16 protein-coding genes are annotated in these 19,346 nt (G+C 71.0%); 10 read left to right on the top strand and 6 right to left on the bottom strand.

Annotation, left to right across the window (positions count from 1 at the left end):
• The first annotated feature begins 125 nt into the window (after nt 1-125).
• The 8 genes from CXQ92_RS15915 to CXQ92_RS15880 all read left to right on the top strand — a co-directional run bounded on the left by CXQ92_RS15915 (nt 126) and on the right by CXQ92_RS15880 (nt 9,340).
• On the top strand, nt 126-389 hold the full coding sequence (locus CXQ92_RS15915; RefSeq protein WP_104168707.1) for a DUF1508 domain-containing protein: 264 nt from the start codon (nt 126-128) through the stop codon (nt 387-389).
• Nucleotides 390-507: 118 nt separating this feature from the next.
• Nucleotides 508-3,351, top strand: coding sequence for an aconitate hydratase (locus CXQ92_RS15910; RefSeq protein WP_104168706.1), 2,844 nt, complete (start codon nt 508-510; stop codon nt 3,349-3,351).
• 104 nt (nt 3,352-3,455) lie between these two features.
• Nucleotides 3,456-4,121, top strand: coding sequence for a GntR family transcriptional regulator (locus tag CXQ92_RS15905; RefSeq protein WP_104168705.1), 666 nt, complete (start codon nt 3,456-3,458; stop codon nt 4,119-4,121).
• A 2-nt stretch (nt 4,122-4,123) separates the two neighbouring features.
• A complete protein-coding gene (locus CXQ92_RS15900; protein ID WP_104168704.1) occupies nt 4,124-5,158 on the top strand; it encodes a nucleoside hydrolase in 1,035 nt (344 codons plus the stop codon).
• Nucleotides 5,159-5,289: 131 nt separating this feature from the next.
• Nucleotides 5,290-6,189: an ECF transporter S component gene (locus CXQ92_RS15895; protein WP_258069997.1), complete on the top strand. Its 900-nt coding sequence runs from the start codon at nt 5,290-5,292 to the stop codon at nt 6,187-6,189.
• 3 nt (nt 6,190-6,192) lie between these two features.
• Nucleotides 6,193-6,945: an energy-coupling factor transporter transmembrane component T gene (locus tag CXQ92_RS15890; RefSeq protein WP_104168703.1), complete on the top strand. Its 753-nt coding sequence runs from the start codon at nt 6,193-6,195 to the stop codon at nt 6,943-6,945.
• A complete protein-coding gene (locus CXQ92_RS15885; RefSeq protein ID WP_104168702.1) occupies nt 6,942-8,471 on the top strand; it encodes an ABC transporter ATP-binding protein in 1,530 nt (509 codons plus the stop codon). The genes CXQ92_RS15890 and CXQ92_RS15885 overlap by 4 nt, the downstream gene beginning before the upstream one ends.
• Before the next feature lie 5 nt (nt 8,472-8,476).
• Nucleotides 8,477-9,340: an alpha/beta fold hydrolase gene (locus CXQ92_RS15880; RefSeq protein ID WP_104168843.1), complete on the top strand. Its 864-nt coding sequence runs from the start codon at nt 8,477-8,479 to the stop codon at nt 9,338-9,340.
• 119 nt (nt 9,341-9,459) lie between these two features.
• Here CXQ92_RS15880 and CXQ92_RS15875 read toward each other — a convergent pair whose 3' ends face one another.
• Complete coding sequence (locus tag CXQ92_RS15875) at nt 9,460-12,756, bottom strand: SNF2-related protein (RefSeq protein WP_104168701.1); 3,297 nt, start codon at nt 12,754-12,756, stop codon at nt 9,460-9,462.
• A 222-nt stretch (nt 12,757-12,978) separates the two neighbouring features.
• Here CXQ92_RS15875 and CXQ92_RS15870 point away from each other — a divergent pair, with 222 nt between their 5' ends.
• Nucleotides 12,979-14,280, top strand: a complete 1,302-nt coding sequence (locus CXQ92_RS15870) for a sodium:proton antiporter (protein ID WP_104168700.1) — start codon at nt 12,979-12,981, stop codon at nt 14,278-14,280.
• Between the two features lie 31 nt (nt 14,281-14,311).
• Here the strand turns inward: CXQ92_RS15870 and CXQ92_RS15865 are convergent, their stop codons facing one another.
• The gene (locus CXQ92_RS15865; RefSeq protein WP_181033705.1) at nt 14,312-15,499 is read right to left on the bottom strand and encodes a benzoate/H(+) symporter BenE family transporter; all 1,188 of its coding nucleotides are present in this window, start codon (nt 15,497-15,499) and stop codon (nt 14,312-14,314) included.
• A gap of 78 nt (nt 15,500-15,577) precedes the next feature.
• Between CXQ92_RS15865 and CXQ92_RS15860 the strand changes: the two genes are divergently transcribed.
• Nucleotides 15,578-16,165, top strand: a complete 588-nt coding sequence (locus tag CXQ92_RS15860) for a helix-turn-helix transcriptional regulator (RefSeq protein WP_104168699.1) — start codon at nt 15,578-15,580, stop codon at nt 16,163-16,165.
• Here the strand turns inward: CXQ92_RS15860 and CXQ92_RS18275 are convergent, their stop codons facing one another.
• The 4 genes from CXQ92_RS18275 to CXQ92_RS15845 are packed head-to-tail and all read right to left on the bottom strand — an operon-like array spanning nt 16,166 to nt 19,344.
• The gene (locus CXQ92_RS18275; protein WP_181033704.1) at nt 16,166-16,324 is read right to left on the bottom strand and encodes a hypothetical protein; all 159 of its coding nucleotides are present in this window, start codon (nt 16,322-16,324) and stop codon (nt 16,166-16,168) included.
• A 45-nt stretch (nt 16,325-16,369) separates the two neighbouring features.
• Entirely contained in the window at nt 16,370-17,140 is a 771-nt protein-coding gene (locus tag CXQ92_RS15855; protein ID WP_306738645.1) for a 3-oxoacyl-ACP reductase, read from the bottom strand.
• Nucleotides 17,141-17,197: 57 nt separating this feature from the next.
• Nucleotides 17,198-18,580 carry an aldehyde dehydrogenase gene (locus CXQ92_RS15850; RefSeq protein ID WP_104168697.1) on the bottom strand — a complete coding sequence of 461 codons (1,383 nt, stop codon included), beginning with the start codon at nt 18,578-18,580 and terminating at the stop codon, nt 17,198-17,200.
• Nucleotides 18,577-19,344, bottom strand: coding sequence for a gamma-glutamyl-gamma-aminobutyrate hydrolase family protein (locus CXQ92_RS15845; RefSeq protein WP_104168696.1), 768 nt, complete (start codon nt 19,342-19,344; stop codon nt 18,577-18,579). Before CXQ92_RS15845 ends, CXQ92_RS15850 begins: the two co-directional genes overlap by 4 nt.
• Nucleotides 19,345-19,346: the final 2 nt, after the last annotated feature.

Here is a 19,346-nt window from a genome sequence, read left to right as displayed (position 1 = left end):
GGCGTCGGTCGGTGGACCGGACGGGTGATCGGTCACATCCCACGACCCCGTGTCAGGGGCGGTCAGTATGCTTATGATAGGGGATCACAGGTTGGTGAAGTTGTCCCTTACAAGGAGGTAAGACGATGGCTGGATACTTCAAACTGGTGGACGCTCACGACGACGGTTTCCGGGTGAAACTGACCGCTCCCGATGGAACGCTCGTGGCAGTGTCCACGTATTACGCCACGAAGGATGAGGCGGTCGCGGGGATCGACCTCATCCGCGAGATCGCCGGGACCGGCCCGGTCGTGGACCACAGCCGCGTCGAGTCCCAGGAGCACGCGGCGCTCATGGACGGGCTGCAGTCCGGTCCGGACCGCGCGGGCACGGTCCGCCACAAGGCCTGAGTCGGCCCGACCGGCTTTCCCCGGGAGGTCGGGGACACGGTGTACGACTGTATACAGTGCCCCCGATCGTGGAATAGGATGGGGTTATTCCACAACCTCTCTGAAGGGAGCCAACGTCATGTCGACCGCGGACTCATTCGGCGCAAAGGGCGTTCTCGACGTCGCAGGCGCCAACTACGAAATTTTCCGGCTCAGCGCGGTCGAAGGCGCCGAGAACCTTCCGTTCAGCCTCAAGGTCCTGCTGGAGAACCTGCTCCGCACCGAGGACGGCGCGAACATCACGGCCGACCACGTCCGCGCGCTCGCGCAGTGGGATGCCGCGGCGGAGCCCAGCACGGAGATCCAGTTCACCCCGGCCCGCGTGATCATGCAGGACTTCACGGGCGTCCCCTGCGTCGTCGACCTCGCAACGATGCGTGAGGCTGTCGCGGACCTCGGCGGAGACCCCAAGCGCGTCAACCCGCTCGCCCCCGCCGAGATGGTCATCGACCACTCCGTCCAGATCGACGTGTTCGGCAACGCCGGCGCCCTCGAGCGCAACATGGAGATCGAGTACCAGCGCAACGGGGAGCGGTACCAGTTCCTGCGCTGGGGCCAGACCGCGTTCGACGACTTCAAGGTCGTCCCGCCGGGCATGGGCATCGTGCACCAGGTGAACCTCGAGTACCTCGCCCGCACCGTCATGACCCGCGAGGTCGACGGCGTGCTCCGCGCGTACCCCGACACGTGCGTCGGGACCGACTCGCACACCACGATGGTCAACGGCCTCGGTGTGCTGGGCTGGGGCGTCGGCGGTATCGAGGCGGAGGCCGCCATGCTCGGCCAGCCCGTGTCCATGCTCATCCCGCGCGTCGTCGGCTTCAAGCTCACCGGTGAGATCCCGGCCGGCGCCACCGCCACGGACGTCGTCCTCACCATCACGCAGATCCTGCGCAAGCACGGCGTGGTCGGCAAGTTCGTCGAGTTCTACGGGGAGGGTGTCGCGTCCGTGCCCCTCGCCAACCGTGCCACCATCGGCAACATGAGCCCCGAGTTCGGCTCCACCGCCGCCATGTTCCCCATCGACGACGTCACGCTCGACTACCTGCGCCTCACGGGCCGCCCGGCGGAGAACGTGGCGCTCGTCGAGGCGTACGCCAAGGAGCAGGGCCTCTGGCACGATCCGTCGCGCGAGATCCGCTTCTCCGAGTACCTGGAACTGGACCTGTCCACGGTCGTCCCCTCGATCGCCGGGCCCAAGCGCCCGCAGGACCGCGTGGAGCTCAGCAACTCCAAGGCCCAGTTCCGCGAGGACCTGCGCAACTACTCGAACGACCCGGAGCTGACGTTCGCACCCGGGGGCACCGTGGACGAGTCCTCCCAGGAGAGCTTCCCCGCCTCCGACTCGCCGAGCTTCACGCCCGGCACGACGTCGTCGGTCACGGACGAGAACGCGGAACCCCGCGAGACCGTCGGTGCCGGGTCGAACGGCTCCACGCGTCCGTCGAAGAAGGTCGGCGTGACCATGAAGGACGGCCGCGAGTTCGAGCTGGACCACGGTGCCGTCAGCATCGCGTCGATCACGTCCTGCACCAACACGTCCAACCCGTCGGTCATGCTCGCCGCTGCGGTCCTGGCGCGCAACGCCGTCGAGAAGGGCCTCGTGTCCAAGCCGTGGGTCAAGACCTCCGTGGCCCCCGGGTCGAAGGTCGTCACCGACTACTACGAGAAGTCGGGCCTGATCCCGTACCTGGAGAAGCTCGGCTTCTTCACGGTCGGCTACGGCTGCGCCACCTGCATCGGCAACTCCGGCCCGCTGGAGGACGAGATCTCGCAGGCCATCCAGGACAACGACCTCGCCGTCACCGCCGTCCTCTCCGGCAACCGCAACTTCGAAGGCCGCATCAACCCGGACGTGAAGATGAACTACCTGGCGTCCCCGCCGCTGGTGGTCGCCTACGCACTCGCCGGCACCATGGACTTCGACTTCGACAACGAGCCGCTCGGCCAGGATGAGGCCGGCAACGACGTCTTCCTGAAGGACATCTGGCCCAACCCGGTCGAGGTCCAGAAGGTCATCGACTCCTCGATCGACGAGGAGATGTTCACGTCGAGCTACAAGACGATCTTCGAGGGCGACGAGCGCTGGAAGTCCCTGCCCACGCCCGACGGCGACACCTTCGCCTGGGATCCCGAGTCCACCTACGTGCGGAAGCCCCCATACTTCGACGGCATGCAGCGCGAGGCGAGCCCGGTCGAGGACATCGACGGCGCCCGGGTGCTGCTGAAGCTCGGCGACTCGGTCACCACCGACCACATCTCGCCTGCGGGATCCTTCAAGTCGGACACCCCGGCCGGCCGGTACCTCACGGAGAAGGGTGTGCAGCGCAAGGACTTCAACTCCTACGGCTCGCGTCGCGGCAACCACGAGGTCATGATCCGCGGCACCTTCGCGAACATCCGCATCAAGAACCAGCTGCTCGACGGCGTCGAGGGCGGGTTCACGCGGGACTTCTCGCAGCCGGATGCGCCGCAGGCCGCCGTGTACGACGCCGCCGAGAACTACCGCGCGGCGGGTACGCCGCTCGTGGTCCTCGCCGGCAAGGAGTACGGGTCGGGGTCCTCGCGTGACTGGGCAGCCAAGGGCACCGCGCTGCTCGGCGTGAAGGCCGTCGTCGCCGAGAGCTACGAGCGCATCCACCGCTCGAACCTCATCGGGATGGGCGTCCTGCCCCTGCAGTACCCCGAGGGCCAGAACGCGGAGAGCCTCGGCCTCACCGGCACGGAGACCTTCGCGGTCAGCGGTGTCACCGAGCTCAACGAGGGCCGCACGCCCCGCACGGTGAAGGTCAGCGCCACCCCGGCCGACGGCGGATCGCCGATCGAGTTCGACGCCGTCCTGCGCATCGACACCCCGGGTGAAGCCGACTACTACCGCAACGGCGGCATCCTGCAGTACGTGCTGCGCCAGCTCGCGAGCTAGCGCCCACCTCCGGTTCCGGGCCGGGAGGCCTGCCTCCCGGCCCGGGCCGTCCGCAGGGCACCAGCCCTGACCATCCCAACCACGAGACCTCCGAGGAGGGCGCCATGGCCGAGTCCGCGGAACTGTCGGCGCGCGTGGACGGCGATGCGATCTTCCGCGTCCTCCGCAGCGAGATTCTCGCCGGGGTGCACCCGCCGGGGACGGCGCTGCGGGAAGTGGTCATCTCGGAGCGGTTCGGGGTGTCACGGACCCCCGTGCGCGAGGCGCTCAGCCGCCTGCAGCACGAGCGGCTGCTCGAACGGGCCGCCCGCGGCCTCCAGGTCCCGCAGATCGACCCGCAGGAGGTCATCCAGATCTACGACCTCCGGGTGATGCTCGAGGAGGAAGCCGCCGGGCAGGCCGCCCTCAATCGCGGGGCAGCGGACATCATGCGCCTCGAGGCGCTGCTGGAACGCGACCGCGCCGTCGTCGATCCCGATGACACCACCAGGGTCACCAACAACCTGGAGTTCCACACCTCGCTGTGGGCGGCCGCGCGCAACCCCATCCTCATGGATCTCCTCCAGCGGCTCTCGACCCACCTCATCCACACGCCGCGCTCCACGCTGTCGGTGGGCACCCGCTGGCAGGAGGTGCTCCTCGAGCACGAGGCCCTGATCAGTGCCATCACCGAGCGCCGCAGCGACGACGCCAGGGCGATCGCCCGCCGGCACATGGAGACGGCCCGCGCCATCCGCCTGCAACTGCTGCGCACCACGGCGGCGGACTGACGGTGGCCCGGAGCCCCCAGCGCCTCCTGCTCGACGCGGACACGGGCATCGACGACGCCGTCGCGCTCCTGTACCTCCTCGGGACGCCGGAGGTGACGCTGGAGGCGATCACCTGCACCGCGGGCAACGTCGGCGCGCGGCAGGTCGCCGTCAACAACCTCGCCCTGCTCGAGCTGTGCGGCTCCACGGGGGTGGAGGTCGCGATCGGCAGCGAGGTGCCGCTGGACATCCCGCTCGTCACGACCGAGGAGACCCACGGCGACCAGGGCATCGGCTACGCCGTGCTGCCCCCACCTCGAGGCCGCGTCTCGGAGCGGCACGCCGTCGACGTCTGGGTGGAGGCCGTCCGGGACCACCCGGGGCAGGTCACCGGTCTCGTCACGGGACCGCTCACCAATCTCGCACTCGCGATCCGCGCCGAGCCGCAGCTCCCGATGCTCCTCAAGGGCCTCGTCATCATGGGCGGGGCGTTCAACTATCCGGGGAACACGACGCCGGTCGCAGAATGGAACACGCACGTCGACCCGCATGCGGCGCAGGAGGTCTACGCGGCCTACGAGGGTCTGCCGGTCGGGAAGCTGCCCATCGTGTGCGCACTCGAGACCACGGAGCGGATCGAGTGCACACCCGTCCACGTCGACGCCGTGTCCCGGGCGGCCGGGGCCGGGCCGGAGGTCCTCGATCCGGACGAGCCCGAGGGGACGCGCAGCAGGAACGGCAATGCCGTCGTCGCCTGCGTGTCCGATGCCCTCCGCTTCTACATGGAGTTCCACCGCCTGTACGACCAGGGGTACGTCGCGCATCTCCACGACCTGTTCGCCGCGATGGTCGCGACGGGGGAGGCGGGCTTCGAGGAATGCCTGGCGACCGTCGACGTCGAGTCCGGGTCCCCGCTGACCTTCGGGCAGACGGTCGCCGACTTCGCGGGGATGTGGAAGCGGGAGCCCAACGCGCGGATCGTCATGGCCAACGACCCCGCCGCGGTGTTCGGGCTGATGGTGCGCAGGCTGTCGGACGTCGCACGCCGGCACGGCTGAAGCAGGGTCCCGCGCGCCCGGCACGGCGGTGCGGCCCCCGGTACACTGATAGCTGCCACGCACAGCTGCGCGGCCGGCGCCGAGGTGACATGAGGTGCGTCCTCCTCCCTCCACTGCGCCCAAGGAATATCGTGAGTTCACCCCTGATCCTCGCCTCCGAGCCCGCCACCGAACGGCCGCGGCGCCTCCTGATCGCCCTCGGGGCTGCGCTCATCGCCGCCACGTACGTGTTCCTCGTCGTCGTCCAGCCGGCCGAGATCGCCGGCGGCATGGGCAGCGCGGCGTCGCTCGTCTCGCTCTTCGGCTTCCTCGGCGGCGGGGCGCTGCTGGTCGGCGGGATCCTGCCCATGCTCACCACGAGCTCCCTGGTCATCATGCCGCTCGGCATCGCCCTGAACATCGCCATCGGCCAGATCGCCGGCTCCCTGGGCATGCAGATCTACCTCGACGCCATCGGCACCGTCCTCGTCGCCGTCCTGGCCGGCCCCGCAGCGGGCGCCGCGACAGGCGCGATCAGCAACGCCATCTGGGGTCTCTTCAATCCCTTCGCGCTGCCCTTCGCGGCGGGTGCCGCCCTGATCGGGCTGCTCGCGGGCCTGGCCGCACGCTACGGCGCGTTCCGCCGCGTGTACCTCGCACCCGTGGCGGGGCTCGTCGTCGGTGCGGTCGGCGGGCTCGTCGCGGCGCCGGTGGCCGTCTTCATGTTCGGTGCCGCCGGGACGTTCGGGACCAACGCGATCATCGCGGTGTTCCGCTCGATGGGGGACAAACTGCTGGTGGCGGCGACGAAGCAGGGCCTGCTGTCGGATTCCGTCGACAAGATCGTGGTGTTCGTCATCGTCGCCCTGATCGTCTACGCCCTGCCCCAGCGCGCCGTCCGCCAGTTCCCCTTCGCCCGCACGTACCGGGTGCTCGGCAGCCGGACCGGCACCGCGTCCGGCACCATGAGCGTCAGTGGCGCCGGAGTCGGCGCCGGCAGCACCGGCGCATCCACCACTCCCGCGCGCGGGAACGACACCGGCGTCCCCTGAACCATGCCCCGCCGCAGGATCTACAACCCCCTGACAGAACTGCTCGCCGCGGTCCTGCTGGTGGTGCTCGTCCTCGTGGTGAACCGCTGGGAGTTCTCCCTCGCGGTGCTGGGTCTCGTGGTGCTTCCTGCCGTGCTCCTGTCCGGCCGGCCCCGGCAGATCGGCCTGGCGGTCACCCTGATCGCAGGGCCCCTGCTCGTCTCCTCCCTGCTGCTCCACGGGCTCTTCTTCCCCGAGGGCACCACCGTCCTGCTCGATCTCGGCGTCGCCCGCGTGACCGCCGAGGGCCTGGCCTTCGCCGCCCTCATGGGCCTCCGCATGACCGTGTTCACCGCGGCGCTGCTGACGGTCGCGATGACGCTGGACCTCGCCGACCTCCTGGCCACCATGACGCACCGCGGCTGGAACCGGAAGCTCGTCTTCGTCGTCGGATCGGCCGTCGGGCTCATCCCGCACGTGGCCGAGCGCGCGCGCCACATCACGCGGGCGCAGCAGGCCCGGGGCCTCATCGTGGGGCGGGGACCGCTCTCCCGGGCACGGGCCCTGCTGACCGTCCTCACGCCGCTCGTGATCGGGCTGCTGGTGGACGCCTCGGAGCATACCCGCATGCTCGAGGCCCGCGGCTTCTCGTCCCCGGGCCCGCGCACGAGCTACCTGCCGGACTCGGACACGGCACGCCAGCGTGCGGCACGCCGGGCGATGGTCGCCGTCGTCGGGATGTTCTCCGCCGCCTGGCTCCTGACGGCGGCGGCATGATCGCCCTCGACAGCGCGGGCTTCGCCTACGACGACGGCGCACCGGTGCTCGCCGGCGTCGCGCTCACCGTGGCGGCGGGGGACTACGTGGTCGTCGCGGGGGCCTCCGGGTCCGGCAAGACGACCCTGGCCCGGCTGCTCGCGGGCATGACCGGGGCGGACGCGGGCTCCGCCTTCAACGGGGCGATCACGCTCGGCGCCGAGACCGTGCGCTTCCGCGGGCTGCCGGACGACCCGCGGATCGATCCCGCCCGGTGGAGCGCGAGGGTGGCGTACGTGGCCCAGGGCGCCTGGGGGCAGCTGTCCATGATGTCCTCCACCGTCGCGGAGGAGATCGCCTTCGGCCCCGCCAACCGCGGCATGCCCGCGCAGGAGCTGCGGCGGGCCGTCGACGACGTCGCGGCGGCCCTGAAGATCACACCCCTGCTGGGGCGTGATCCCCGCAGGCTCTCCGGCGGGCAGCTGCAGCGCACCATCATCGCCGCCGCCGTGATCCAGCGGCCCGAGGTCCTCGTCCTCGACGAGCCGTTCCAGGGGCTCGACGACGACGCGACGCAGGACGTCGCCGAGGCTCTGGAGGCGCTCCGGCGGACCGGCACCGGGGTGGTGGTCTGCGCACCCATGCTGCCGCGCCACGCCCCGCGGGGTGCGCGCGTCCTGGCGCTCGCCGACGGCCACTCCGTGTTCGACGGCCCGCTGCCGGAGGCGCGCCGGGCCGGACTGCGGCGCTTCGGCATCGGCACGGAGGGGGAGCCCCTCCGGCGGGGCGACGACGACGCCAGCCTTCCCGTCGATCCCGCGGGCCCCGAGTCGATCGCGATACGTGGCCTCGGCTTCCGCTACCCCCGGGAGCCCGGCACGGCCGTGCCGCCGGTTGGGCTGGCCGGCGTCGATCTGTCCGTCCAGGCGGGCGAGGTGGTGGCCCTCCGCGGCCCCAACGGGTCCGGCAAGTCGACCCTGCTGCACCACCTGAACGGGCTGTCCCGGGCTGACAGCGGCTCGGTCGCCGTGGGCGGCGTGCGGATCGACCGGCAGCCGACGGGCGCCCTCGCGGCCACCGTGGGCTACCTGTTCCAGGACACGGACCAGCAGCTCTTCGAGCGCACGGTCCTGCGCGAGGTCTCCTACGGCCCGCGCGCCACGGGGCTGCGGAAGGCCGATGCCGCACGGCGGGCCGCGATCGCCCTCGACGCCGTAGGGCTCGGCGCACTGGCGGACGCGCACCCGTACGAACTGGGCTTCGTGCAGCGGCGCATGGTGGCGCTGGCCTCCCTCATCGCCACGGGTCCGGCCGTCTGGGCCCTCGACGAACCCACCGCAGGCCTCGACGGACCCGCGCGCCACCTCCTCGCCGCCGTCCTCTCCCGCCATACCAGGGACGGCGGCTGCGTCCTCATGGCCACGCACGACGCCGCCTTCGCCGACGCCGTCGCGCACCGGAGCGTCTGGCTCGACGGCGGCAGGATCAGCCCGGACGGGGCGCCGCGCCGGGGTGCCTCCGCCGGACCTGCGCAGCCCCTAGGGTGAACCTCATGGACCTACTGCGCGAGAGACACCGGAGGATCGAGGCGGAGGGCGCCGACCTCGCCGTGTTCGAGTACGGCCTCGATCCGGACCCGGCCACGCCGACCATCGTTTTCCTGCACGGCTATCCCGACGATCACCGGGTCTTCCACCCGGTTCTCCGGGAGCTCGCCCCGACGCACCACCTGGTCGCGTTCGACACCCGGAACGCCGGCCGGTCCCGTGCCCACGCGGGCGCGGGGTTCACGGTGGCGGAGCTCGTGGACGACATCTTCGCGGTCCTCGACGCCGTGGACATGCCGGGCGGTGTGCGCCTGGTGGGCCACGACTGGGGCTCGATCCAGGGCTGGGCCGCCCTGCAGGACGAGCGTGCGCAGGGGCTGATCCTCGACTACACCAGCATCTCCGGTCCCGATCTGCGCCACTTCTCCCGGTGGCTGCGCCGGCGGCTCCGGAACCCCCGGCTGGTGCCGCAGGGCGTGGGGCAGGTGCTGCGCAGCTCGTACGCCGGATTCTTCCAGCTGCCCGTCCTGCCCGAGGCGCTCTGGAAGTACGGGCTGACGCGGCGCTACGAGCTGACGGCCCGGCGCAACGTGGGGCAGGACCCGGTGCGGGGCCTCGCCCTCTACCGGACCAACCTGTCCGCCGCGGTGACGCCGCCCCGGCGGCGTCCCGTCACCGTCCCCGTGCACGTGATCGTCCTGCTGAAGGATCCCTTCCTGTCGCCGCACCTCGTGGACGGACTCGAGGACTGGGTGTCGGACCTGACCGTCACGAGCGTCCCGGGCGGGCACTGGTGGATCGCGGACCGGCCCCGGGCCTTCGCGGAACTGCTCGACCCCGCGCTGCGGGACCGGGACGGCCACGCCTGATCCCGGCATCCGGGGTCCGTTGTGCACGTGTGGCGGGTGGCGTCGTCGTGGACCCGCCACACGTGCGCACTGAGGCGGTGGACCCGGGCGACATCCCGGATCCGACAGCGCACCGGGGCCTACGCGTCGAGCAGGCCCCGGATGTCGTCCGCGGTCAGCGCGGAGGAGAAGATGGCGTCGTCGTCCATGACGGACGTGAACAGCTTCGCCTTCTTCTCCTTGAGCTTCATGACCTTCTCCTCGATGGTCCCCTTGGACACCATGCGGTAGACCATCACGTTCTTGGTCTGCCCGATGCGGTGGGTGCGGTCCACGGCCTGGGCCTCGGAGGCCGGGTTCCACCACGGGTCCAGCAGGAAGCAGTAGTCCGCCTCCGTCAGGTTCAGGCCGAACCCGCCGGCCTTGAGGCTGATGAGGAACACGGGGGCCTTGCCGTCCTTGAAGGAGTCGATGACCTCGCCGCGGCTGCGCGTGGATCCGTCCAGGTAGGCGTACTCGATGCCGCGCGCATCCAGCTGCTCGGCGGCCTTCTTGAGGTAGGACGTGAACTGGCTGAAGACCAGGGCCCGGTGTCCTTCCGCGAGGACGTCCTCGAGATTCTCGAACAGGACCTCGAGCTTCGCGGACGGGACGCCCTCGTGCGCGGGGTCCACGAGCGAGGCATCGAGGCTGAGCATGCGCAGGAGGGTCAGGGACCGGAACACGATCATGCGGTTGCGGTTCATGTCCTCGATCAGCCCGAGGAGCTTCTGCCGCTCGCGCTGCAGGTACGTCTCGTAGATGTGCCGGTGCTCGGGGTGGAGCTCCACCTCCAGGACCTGCTCCTGCTTCGGCGGGAGGTCGGAGGCGACGGCCTCCTTGGTGCGGCGCATCATCAGCGGCCGGATGCGCTTCCGGAGCCGCACGAGCGGACGGTTGTCGCCGATCTTCTCGATCGGCGTGCGGTAGTCCTCCGTGAACTTGCGGGCCGAGGGGAACAGCCCGGGCGCCACGATGTTGAACAGGGACCACAGCTCCATGAGGTTGTTCTCCATGGGCGTGCCGGTGATCGCGAGCTTGAAGGGTGCATCGAAGTCCTTCGCCGCCTGGTGCACCTTCGACGCGCGGTTCTTCACGAACTGCGCCTCGTCCAGCACGAGACCGGACCAGGCGAGGTCCTGGTAGGCGGGGAAGTCGAGCCGGAAGAGCGTGTAGGAGGTGATGACGACGTCGGCGTCTCCCACCTGCTCGTCGATAGGGATGCCGGAGGCGCCCTGCGTGTCGCTGATCGCGACGACCTTGAGGCCCGGCGCGAAGCGGCGTGCCTCGTTGGACCAGTTGGGGACCACGGAGGTCGGTGCGACGACGATGAACGGGGCGTCAAGCCCCGACGTCTCCTTCGCATGGATCATCAGGGCCAGGGCCTGGAGGGTCTTGCCGAGCCCCATGTCGTCGGCGAGCACGCCGCCGAGGCGGTGCCGCCACAGGAACGCCAGCCAACTGAAGCCCTCCGCCTGGTAGGGGCGCATGTCGGCGACCAGGCCCGCCGGGGCCGGGGTGGCCGCGACGTCCTCGAGCTCGAGCAGTCCGCTCACGGCGTCGCGCCAGGACTGCGCCTGCTCGGTCTCCTCGGCGAGGTCCTCGAGGTCCGCCCACAGGCCGGCCTGGTAGCGGCTGATCTGCAGCCCGGAGTCCGGGTCCCATTCGCTCAGCGCCCGGGCTTCCTCGATGAGCTCGCGGAGCTGGTCGAAGACGGGCTGGTCGAGCGAGAGGTAGCTGTTGTCGACGAGCTTCAGTTTCTTCTGGCCCTGGGCGAGCGCGCGGAAGACGGAGTCGAAGGGGATGGTGCGGCCGCTGACGGTGACCATCACGCCGAGGTCGAACCAGTCGCGGTCGTCCGTCTCCACGGTGCTGATCCGCAGGGTCGGTGTCTCGGTCAGTTCCCTGTAGTCGGGCTTGTCGCCGACCACCTCGACGCTCACGCCGTCGAGCTCCGCGAGCCGGGGCAGGACGTCCTCCACGAACTCGACGGCCTGCATGTCCTCGAGCCGGAGCGACCTGATCGGGACCGGGCCGAGGGCCTGACGCGCGGAGGCCGCGAGGGCATCCTCGACGTCGGGCTCGCGGTAGCCGTCGTCGCTGCCGGGACCTCCCCGGCGGAAGGGCCGGCGCTGCACGGCATCGCCGAGGGTGTAGTCGAAATGCCAGTCCAGGGCCACCGACCCGTCCGCGCCGTAGGCGGTGGTGAGGACGAGCGCGGGAGGCTGGATCTCGGGCAGTTCCACGCTGCCGTCACTGCTGTCCACCTGGATGGACTGCCGCAGCTTCGGGTAGTAGTCCTGGAGGAAGAGGGACTTCTCCTCCTCGGGCACCACGACGGCGCGCCCGCGCTGCAGGAGCTCGATGTCTTTCGCCGTCAGCCTCCGCGAGGCGGGGGCGAGGGTGATCGTGTCATCGGGGGCGACGGTGTAGATGCCGTGCGTGCTGATGACGTGGGCCGTCTCGGACGGGTGGGGCCGGCCGTCGACGTCGAGGGCCGGGCTCAGCCGCAGCGAGCCGTCCTCCGTCTCGGTCGCGTCGAGCTTCAGGGTGGCGCGGGCCGCGAGGTCGATCGAGACGGACTTCTTCGACCCCACGAACGCGATGCCGAGGCGCTGCGCCTCGTCCAGCAGTTGCCAGAGCAGCGGGTTGCTGAAGTCGTCGAGGTACAGCCAGGAGTCGTTGTTACCGAAGTAGTTGACGCCGGTGCCGCGGTGCAGCGCAGGGAACTGGGAGAACCACCGGTGCTGGTCCGGGTCCAGCGTCAGCCCGTAGGTCTGGTAGCTGATGCTGCCCCAGGACAGGTTGTTCTTGATCCACTTGCCCTTGCCGTTCTGGCTGACGGGCCGCACGCCGAGGCGTGTGTTGAGCGTGCGCTGGCCCTGGCGCTCGGCGGCGGAGCCCCACCGCTGCACGGCGACCTCGGGGGTGCGCAGCTCGAACTGCAGCCCGAGGGGCGTCCGCGGCGCGGGCGGGGCGTCGACGCCGGTGTCGGCCTCCAGGAGATCCGTGAGGGATGCCTGCCAGCCCTCGGGCACCGACGTGCGCGGAGCGGACCGGGCGCCGAGGTCGCGTTCGTGCTGCGCCAGCAGGTTCTCCGTGTTGCTCTGCAGGGCCGTGGCGGCCACGTGCTTGCAGTCCGCACCGATGGGGCAGCTGCAGAAGTTCTCGAGGGGGCGGAAGCGGCCGTCGCCCTTGAGCCCGAGGCGCAGCTTGGTCCGGTAGTCATGGGGCGCGGTGCCGCGGACCTTCCCGGTCAGCAGCTTCGACTCGGCATCCCAGGCGAGGGAGCTGACAGCGCCGTCCTTGGCGTAGGTCTGTCCGCGCTGGAACGCCGCGCCGCCCACGATCCGGATGATGTCTGTGACATCGACCATGGGGTGGGTGGAAATGGGCATAATTCCATGCTCTCACGTGGCGGTGACGCACTCCTCGCCGGGCGCTCCGTTTCGGGGAAAGCCCGACTGCCGGTGGGCGACCGGCCGGGAACGGCCGTACAGTCTACCCGCTGCCGGCGGGGGACCGTGATGAGGCAGGCGCGCTCCGGCGACACCCCGGCCTGCCCTACTCTTGGCTCGGGGGCTGAGCGCCAGGTCGCAGGGAAACGGAAGAGGTCGCACGTGTTCGAGGCTCCAAGCATCATCTTCGCGGCGGCGGGGCTTGCCGTGTTCGCGGCCGCCCTCCTGCCCCGCCTGCTCATGCGCGCCCCCGTGTCCATGCCCCTGGTCTTCCTCGCCGCCGGCATCATCATCTTCACGTTCGCGAAGGACCTTCCGGACCCGGACCCCATGAAGTACAGCGACGTGACCATCCACCTCAGCGAGGTCTGCGTCATCATCTCGCTGATGGGCGCCGGGCTGGCCCTGGACCGCAAGGTCGGCTGGCACCGGTGGTCCACCACCTGGCGGCTCCTCGGCATCGCGATGCCGCTGTGCATCCTCGGACTGACCCTCATGGGGATGTGGGTCCTCGGCCTCGGCGTCGCGTCGGCCCTGCTGATCGCCGCCGCCCTCGCGCCGACCGACCCCGTGCTCGCCTCCGAGGTGCAGGTCGGCGAGCCGTCGGAGTCCGAGGAGGACCTGGACGCCGAGGACGAGGTGCGGTTCGGACTGACCTCCGAGGCAGGCCTCAACGACGGGCTCGCGTTCCCCTTCATCTACCTCGCGATCCTGCTGAGCACCGTGGGGCTCGCTCCGTCGGCCTGGTTCCCGGAATGGATCCTCCTCGACGTGCTGTGGCGCATCATCATCGGCTGCGCGTTCGGCGTCGGGATCGGCATGCTGCTCGGCCGCATCTTCTTCCGGTCACCCATCAAGAGCGTCCGCCTCGCCAACCACTCCGAGGGCTTCGTCGCGCTCGCGGCCACCTTCCTGACGTACGGCGTGACCGAGGCGGTGGAGGGCTACGGCTTCATCGCCGTGTTCGTGTGCGCCGTCACCATCCGCGCGGGGGAGCAGACCCACGGCTACCACGGGGTCCTGCACAGCTACATCGAGCAGCTCGAGCGCCTGCTGACGGTCGTCGTGCTCGTCCTGCTCGGTGGTGCCGTGGCACGTGGGCTGCTCGAGGGCCTGCGCCCGCTCGAAGTGGTGGTCGCCGCAGCCTTCATCCTCCTCGTCCGGCCCGTCAGCGGCTGGATCAGCCTGGCCCGCGGGAAGACCGGTCCGCGGGAGCGCAGCACCCTCGCCTTCTTCGGTGTGCGCGGCATCGGGTCCATCTACTACCTCAGCTACGCGCTGTCGAAGGGGGAGTTCACGGCCGACGAGTCCACGCTGTGGCGCATCGGGGCGCTGGTGATCGTGATGTCGATCGTGGTGCACGGCATCACCGCGGCGCCGGTCATCAACGCGCTGGACCGGGCACGGCAGCGCAAGGCACGTGAACAGGGCGACGAGGCGCAGGCGCCGCATACGCCCGTCTAGCCGTCGCCGGTCACCGTCTAGCCGTCGCCGGTCAGGCGGGCCGTTTCCGTTCGATGGCGGTCCGCACCGCCAGCCCGCCGACGAGCGCCCAGAAGGCCCCGCCGATCCCGAGGACGGACAGGCCGGACGCCGCGAGGAGGAACGTCACGGCGCCGCTCATGCGCCCGGTCGCGTCCCGGAAGGACGCCGTCACCGCCGTCGCCATGGTGCCGATCAGGGCGAGCCCGGCCACCGCCTCCACGAGCCCGGCGGGTGCGGCGCCCACGACGACGACGAGCGCCCCCGAGCAGGCGGCGAGCACCAGGTAGGACAGGCCCGCGGTGAGGGCCGCGATCCATCGGCGGTCGCGGTCCTCACCCGCACCCTCGCCTGCGGACAGCGCGGCCGACAGGGCCGCGAGGTTGACCGCGTGGCCGCCGAAGGGCGCGACGACGGCGGTCCCCGCGCCCGTGACGGCCAGGGCGGGCCGCCAGGGGGCCTCATAGCCGAAGGACGAGAGCACGGCGACGCCCGGGAGGTTCTGCGACGCCATCGTGACCACGTAGAGCGGCAGGGCGATGCCGAGGACGGCGGCAGGCTCGATGACCGGGACGGTGAATGCCAGGGACGGGGCCAGGGACGACGCGTCGATGGCCGTACCCGCGAGGCCGAGCTGGACGCCGATCACGGCCAGGGCCGCGAGGAGCGCGAGGGGGACCGACCACTTGGGGGCGAGGGCCGAGGCGGCGAGCCAGACGAGGATCACCGGCAGCACCAGGAGCGGGATGGTGCCGATGGACTGGAACGGCGCCAGGCACAGGGGGAGCAGCACGCCCGCGAGCATCGCCTGCGCGAGGTGCTGCGGGATGCGGGCCACCAGCCGGCCCAGCCACGGCACCGCCGCGGTCAGCGCGATGAGGACGCCGGTGACCAGGAAGGCGCCGACCGCCGCGGGCCAGCCGCCGGACGGGATGCTGGCACCGGCCAGCAGGGCGGCACCCGGGGTGGACCACGAGAGCGTGACGGGGATGCGGTACCGCAGCGACAGCAGGACGATCCCGAGGCCCACGACCGCGGTCAGCGCCAGCAGCCCCGAGGCGGCCTGCTCGGGTGACGCGCCGGTGGCCCGCAGGCCGGCGAGCACGACGGCGAACGACGAGGTGAAGCCCACCAGGGCGGTGACGACGCCGGCGAGGACGGGTTCGTGCAGACCGGGCCGGGTGGAGGATCTGGTGTGCACCGCGGGACTCCTGTCGGGTGGCGCGCAGCGCCCTCGGAATTCGTTCTGTATACGGAACGGCCAGCGTAGGATGCAGGGATGCCCGAGGACAAACCGGACCGCGACGAATCCCTGCACTCCGCCGTCGCCCGCAGGATCACGCGGCTGCGCCGGGACCGCGGGCTTTCCCTCAGCGCCCTGGCACTGCAGGCGGGCATCGGGAAGGGCACGCTGTCCGAACTGGAGGCGGGGACCCGCAATCCGACCCTCGGGACGCTCTACGCGCTCGCAGGCCCCCTGGGGGTACCGCTCACCGGACTCGTGGGGGACGGGACGGGGCGGGGCGTCTCCGACGACGTCGTGGAGGCCCGGCTGCTCTCGGTGCGTACGCACGACGACGGCGGCACCACCGAGGTCTTCTGGCTCACCATCGCGTCGGCGGGGACACGGGTGTCACCGGCCCACGGACCCGGGACCGTGGAGCACTTCCGGGTGGTGCGGGGCAGCGCACGCGTGGGCGTGCTCGGTGCCGAGCAGGACGCGACGGCCGGCGACGCGCTGTCCTGGCACGGGGACACGGTGCACTCCTACGCGTCGACGGACGGGGGCGCGGAGGGGGTCCTGACCATCGAGACGCCGGCGCGCCGAGACGGATCAGGCGCCGGTCACGCGGTGATCATGCGGTGATCAGGCGTGGCGCAGCTGCTCGAGCCGGCGCTGGATGGCCTCGAGCTCGTCGCTGAGCGCCTGCAGGCGGGCGGAGTTCTGTTCCACCGCGAGCTCGCGGACGAGGAGGTCCTGGCGCTCGCGGAGCGCGGCTTCGGACGGAAGTGGGTCGCTGGGCATGCGCCCAGTCAAGCAGATCCGGCGCGGGCTCGGGGCCGTGCGCCGTCACAGGGGCGTGACGTAGGCGCCGGCGATGCCGCCGTCGACCATGAACTGGCTGGCCGTGATGAAGGACGAGTCGTCCGAGGCCAGGAAGGCGACGGCGGCAGCCAGTTCGTCGGGTTCGGCGAAGCGCCCCAGCGGGATATGGACGAGCCGGCGCCGGGCCTGTTCGGCGTCGCTCGCGAACAGCTCCTGCAGTAAGGGGGTGTTGACGGGGCCCGGGCAGAGCGCGTTCACCCGGATCCCCTCCCGGGCGAACTGCACCCCCAGCTCACGGCTCATGGACAGCACGCCGCCCTTGGACGCGGAGTAGGAGATCTGGGACGTGGCGGCGCCGAGGACCGCCACGAAGGAGGCCGTGTTGATGATCGACCCGCGTCCCTGCGCCTGCATGTAGGGCAGGACGTGCTTGCAGCAGTAGTACACGCTCGTCAGGTTCACCTCCTGGACACGGCGCCAGGCGTCGATCCCCGTGTCGAGGATGGAGGAGTCGTCGTCGGGCGAGATCCCCGCGTTGTTGAAGGCGATGTCGACCGAACCGTAGGTCGCGAGGGCGAAGGCGTACATCGCCCGGACATCGTCCTCGCTGGTGACGTCGGCGCGGATGAAGCTGCCGCCGAACTGCTCCGCCAGCGACTCCCCGACCGCGTCCGGACAGATGTCCCCGATCACCACGTGCGCCCCCTCGTGGGCGAGGCGCCGGGCCGTGGCCAGGCCGATCCCCGAGGCGCCCCCGGTGACGACCGCGGTGCGCCCCTGGAGGCGGTTGGTCACGAGTCCGTTGTAGGGCAGGGCTGTCATGGGCACTCCTTCTGGTCGGATGGACGCCACTCAGGCGTCGGTGGCTATGAAGACGTTCTTGGTCTCGCTGAACGCGTCCAGGGCCTGGGGGCCCAGTTCCCGGCCGAGGCCGGACTGCTTGAAGCCGCCGAACGGCGTGGAATACCGGACGGAGGAGTGCGAATTCACGGAGAGGTTCCCCGCGTCGATGGCCCGTGAGACGCGGAGCGCGCGGCCCACGTCGCGCGTCCAGATGGATCCGGACAGTCCGTAGGCCGAGTCGTTGGCGAGCCGGACGGCATCCGCTTCGTCCTCGAACGGGACGACGCAGACCACCGGGCCGAAGATCTCCTCCGTGAAGGCGGCGGACCGGGGATCCGAGGGCGTGATGACGGTGGGCGGGAACCAGAAGCCGGGTCCGTCGGGGGCGGCGCCCTGGAAGGCGACGTCGGCCACGGTCCTCCCGTCCGCGTCGTAGACGAATCGCGCCACGGCGTCGCGCTGGGCGGCCGAGATCAGCGGACCCATGTGCGTGTCCTCCAGGCCCGGATCGCCCACCCTGACGGATTCCACCGCGGTTCCCAGCATGTTCAGGACGTCGTCGTACACGGACCGCTGGACGAGCACCCGGGACCGGGCGCAGCAGTCCTGCCCGGCATTGTCGAAGGCCCCGTCGGGTACCGCGGCGGCGGCCTTCTCCAGGTCTGCGTCGGCGAAGATGACGTTGGCGCTCTTCCCGCCGAGTTCGAGGGTCACGCGCTTGACCTGTTCCGCGCAGCCCGCCATGATCTGCTTACCCACGCTGGTGGAACCGGTGAAGACGACCTTGCGGACCGCAGGGTGGGTGACGAAGCGTGCACCGACGACGGAGCCCTTGCCCGGCAGGACGGTGAACACGCCCTCGGGGATCCCGGCCTGCAGTGCGAGCTCACCGAGCCGTATCGCCGTCAGGGGGGTGAGTTCGGCCGGTTTCAGGACCACCGTGTTGCCGGCGGCGAGCGCCGGGGCGAAACCCCACGCTGCGATGGGCATGGGGAAGTTCCACGGCACGATGATGCCGACGACGCCGAGCGGTTCGTGGAACGTCACATCCACGCCGCCCGCGACGGGGATCTGCTGCCCGAGATGGCGTTCGGGGGCCGCCGAGTAGTACGTCAGGACGTCACGCACGTTGCCGGCCTCCCAGCGCGCATTCCCGATCGTGTGGCCGGCGTTGGCCACCTCGAGCGCGGCGAGCGCCTCGATCTCCGCATCCACGGCGGAGGCGAACCGCCGGAGCAGCAGCGCACGGTCCGCCGGGGCCACCTGCCGCCAGGCGGGGAAGGCGCCGGCCGCCCGCAGGATCGCGGCATCCGTGTCCTCCGGTCCCGCCATGGCGACCGTGCCGATGGCCTTCTCGGTCGCGGGGTCGAGGATCTGGTGGGTGGAGCTCATGACGCGGTCCTTTCAGGGGCGAGGCGGGAGGCGTAGGTGCGGGCAGCGTCGACGAAGCCGCCGAACAGGCGCCTGTCCTGCCCGTTCTCCTCGGGATGGAACTGGACGCCGAGGGTCCAGCCGACAGGGCCCCCGACGGCCGCTTCGACGACCTCCACCGTCCCGTCCGCGGCCAGGGCCGTCACGCACAGCCCGTCGGCGATCCTGTCCAGGCCCTGGTGGTGGTAGCACGGGCTCGACGCCCGCTTCCCCAGCAGCTGCCGGGCGATGGACCCCGGTTCGGTGGTGAAGTCGACGCTGCCGAAGACACCCGGCGCGGGCTGATACCGCGCTGCGTCCTCCCGCACCTCGGGCAGGTGCTGGTGCAGCGTGCCGCCGAGGGCGACATTGAGGACCTGCGCGCCCCGGCAGATGGCGAAGAGGGGTGTGCCGGCGGCCAGCGCCGCCCGCGTCAGGGCGAGGTCGTGGTCGTCGCGCTCCGGCTGGGACACGGTGGTCGGATGCGGCGCGGCGCCGTAGCGCACTGGGTCCACGTCGACCCCGCCGATGACGATCAGACCGTCGAGCAGGCCGACGACGCTCGGATCGGTGCCCACGGGTGGCAGCAGGAGGGGGCTCCCGCCGGCGTCCACGACGGCGCGCACGTAGGCGCCCGGCACGATGGCCGCGGTGCCGTCCCAGACACCCCAGGCCGCGGACTGCCAGTACGTGGTGAGGCCGACCCTGGGGCGGTAGGTGCCCTGTGCGGGCTCGGTCGTCACCATGA

It is taken from the genome of Arthrobacter sp. SX1312 (assembly GCF_002929295.1).
Taxonomy (GTDB): Bacteria; Actinomycetota; Actinomycetes; order Actinomycetales; family Micrococcaceae; genus Arthrobacter_D.
Note: the sequence above shows the minus strand (reverse complement) of the source record. Positions and strands in the feature narration are given on the sequence as shown.

Bases quoted from the DNA above. Each gene is read 5' to 3' on its own strand.
- CXQ92_RS15910 (WP_104168706.1), top strand. From the start codon at position 508: ATGTCGACCGCGGACTCATTCGGCGCAAAGGGCGTTCTCGACGTCGCA.
- CXQ92_RS15850 (WP_104168697.1), bottom strand. From the start codon at position 18,580: ATGAGCTCCACCCACCAGATCCTCGACCCCGCGACCGAGAAGGCCATC.
- CXQ92_RS15905 (WP_104168705.1), top strand. From the start codon at position 3,456: ATGGCCGAGTCCGCGGAACTGTCGGCGCGCGTGGACGGCGATGCGATC.
- CXQ92_RS15885 (WP_104168702.1), top strand. From the start codon at position 6,942: ATGATCGCCCTCGACAGCGCGGGCTTCGCCTACGACGACGGCGCACCG.
- CXQ92_RS15880 (WP_104168843.1), top strand. From the start codon at position 8,477: ATGGACCTACTGCGCGAGAGACACCGGAGGATCGAGGCGGAGGGCGCC.
- CXQ92_RS18275 (WP_181033704.1), bottom strand. From the start codon at position 16,324: ATGCCCAGCGACCCACTTCCGTCCGAAGCCGCGCTCCGCGAGCGCCAG.
- CXQ92_RS15875 (WP_104168701.1), bottom strand. From the start codon at position 12,756: ATGCCCATTTCCACCCACCCCATGGTCGATGTCACAGACATCATCCGG.
- CXQ92_RS15890 (WP_104168703.1), top strand. From the start codon at position 6,193: ATGCCCCGCCGCAGGATCTACAACCCCCTGACAGAACTGCTCGCCGCG.
- CXQ92_RS15915 (WP_104168707.1), top strand. From the start codon at position 126: ATGGCTGGATACTTCAAACTGGTGGACGCTCACGACGACGGTTTCCGG.
- CXQ92_RS15860 (WP_104168699.1), top strand. From the start codon at position 15,578: ATGCCCGAGGACAAACCGGACCGCGACGAATCCCTGCACTCCGCCGTC.
- CXQ92_RS15845 (WP_104168696.1), bottom strand. From the start codon at position 19,344: ATGGTGACGACCGAGCCCGCACAGGGCACCTACCGCCCCAGGGTCGGC.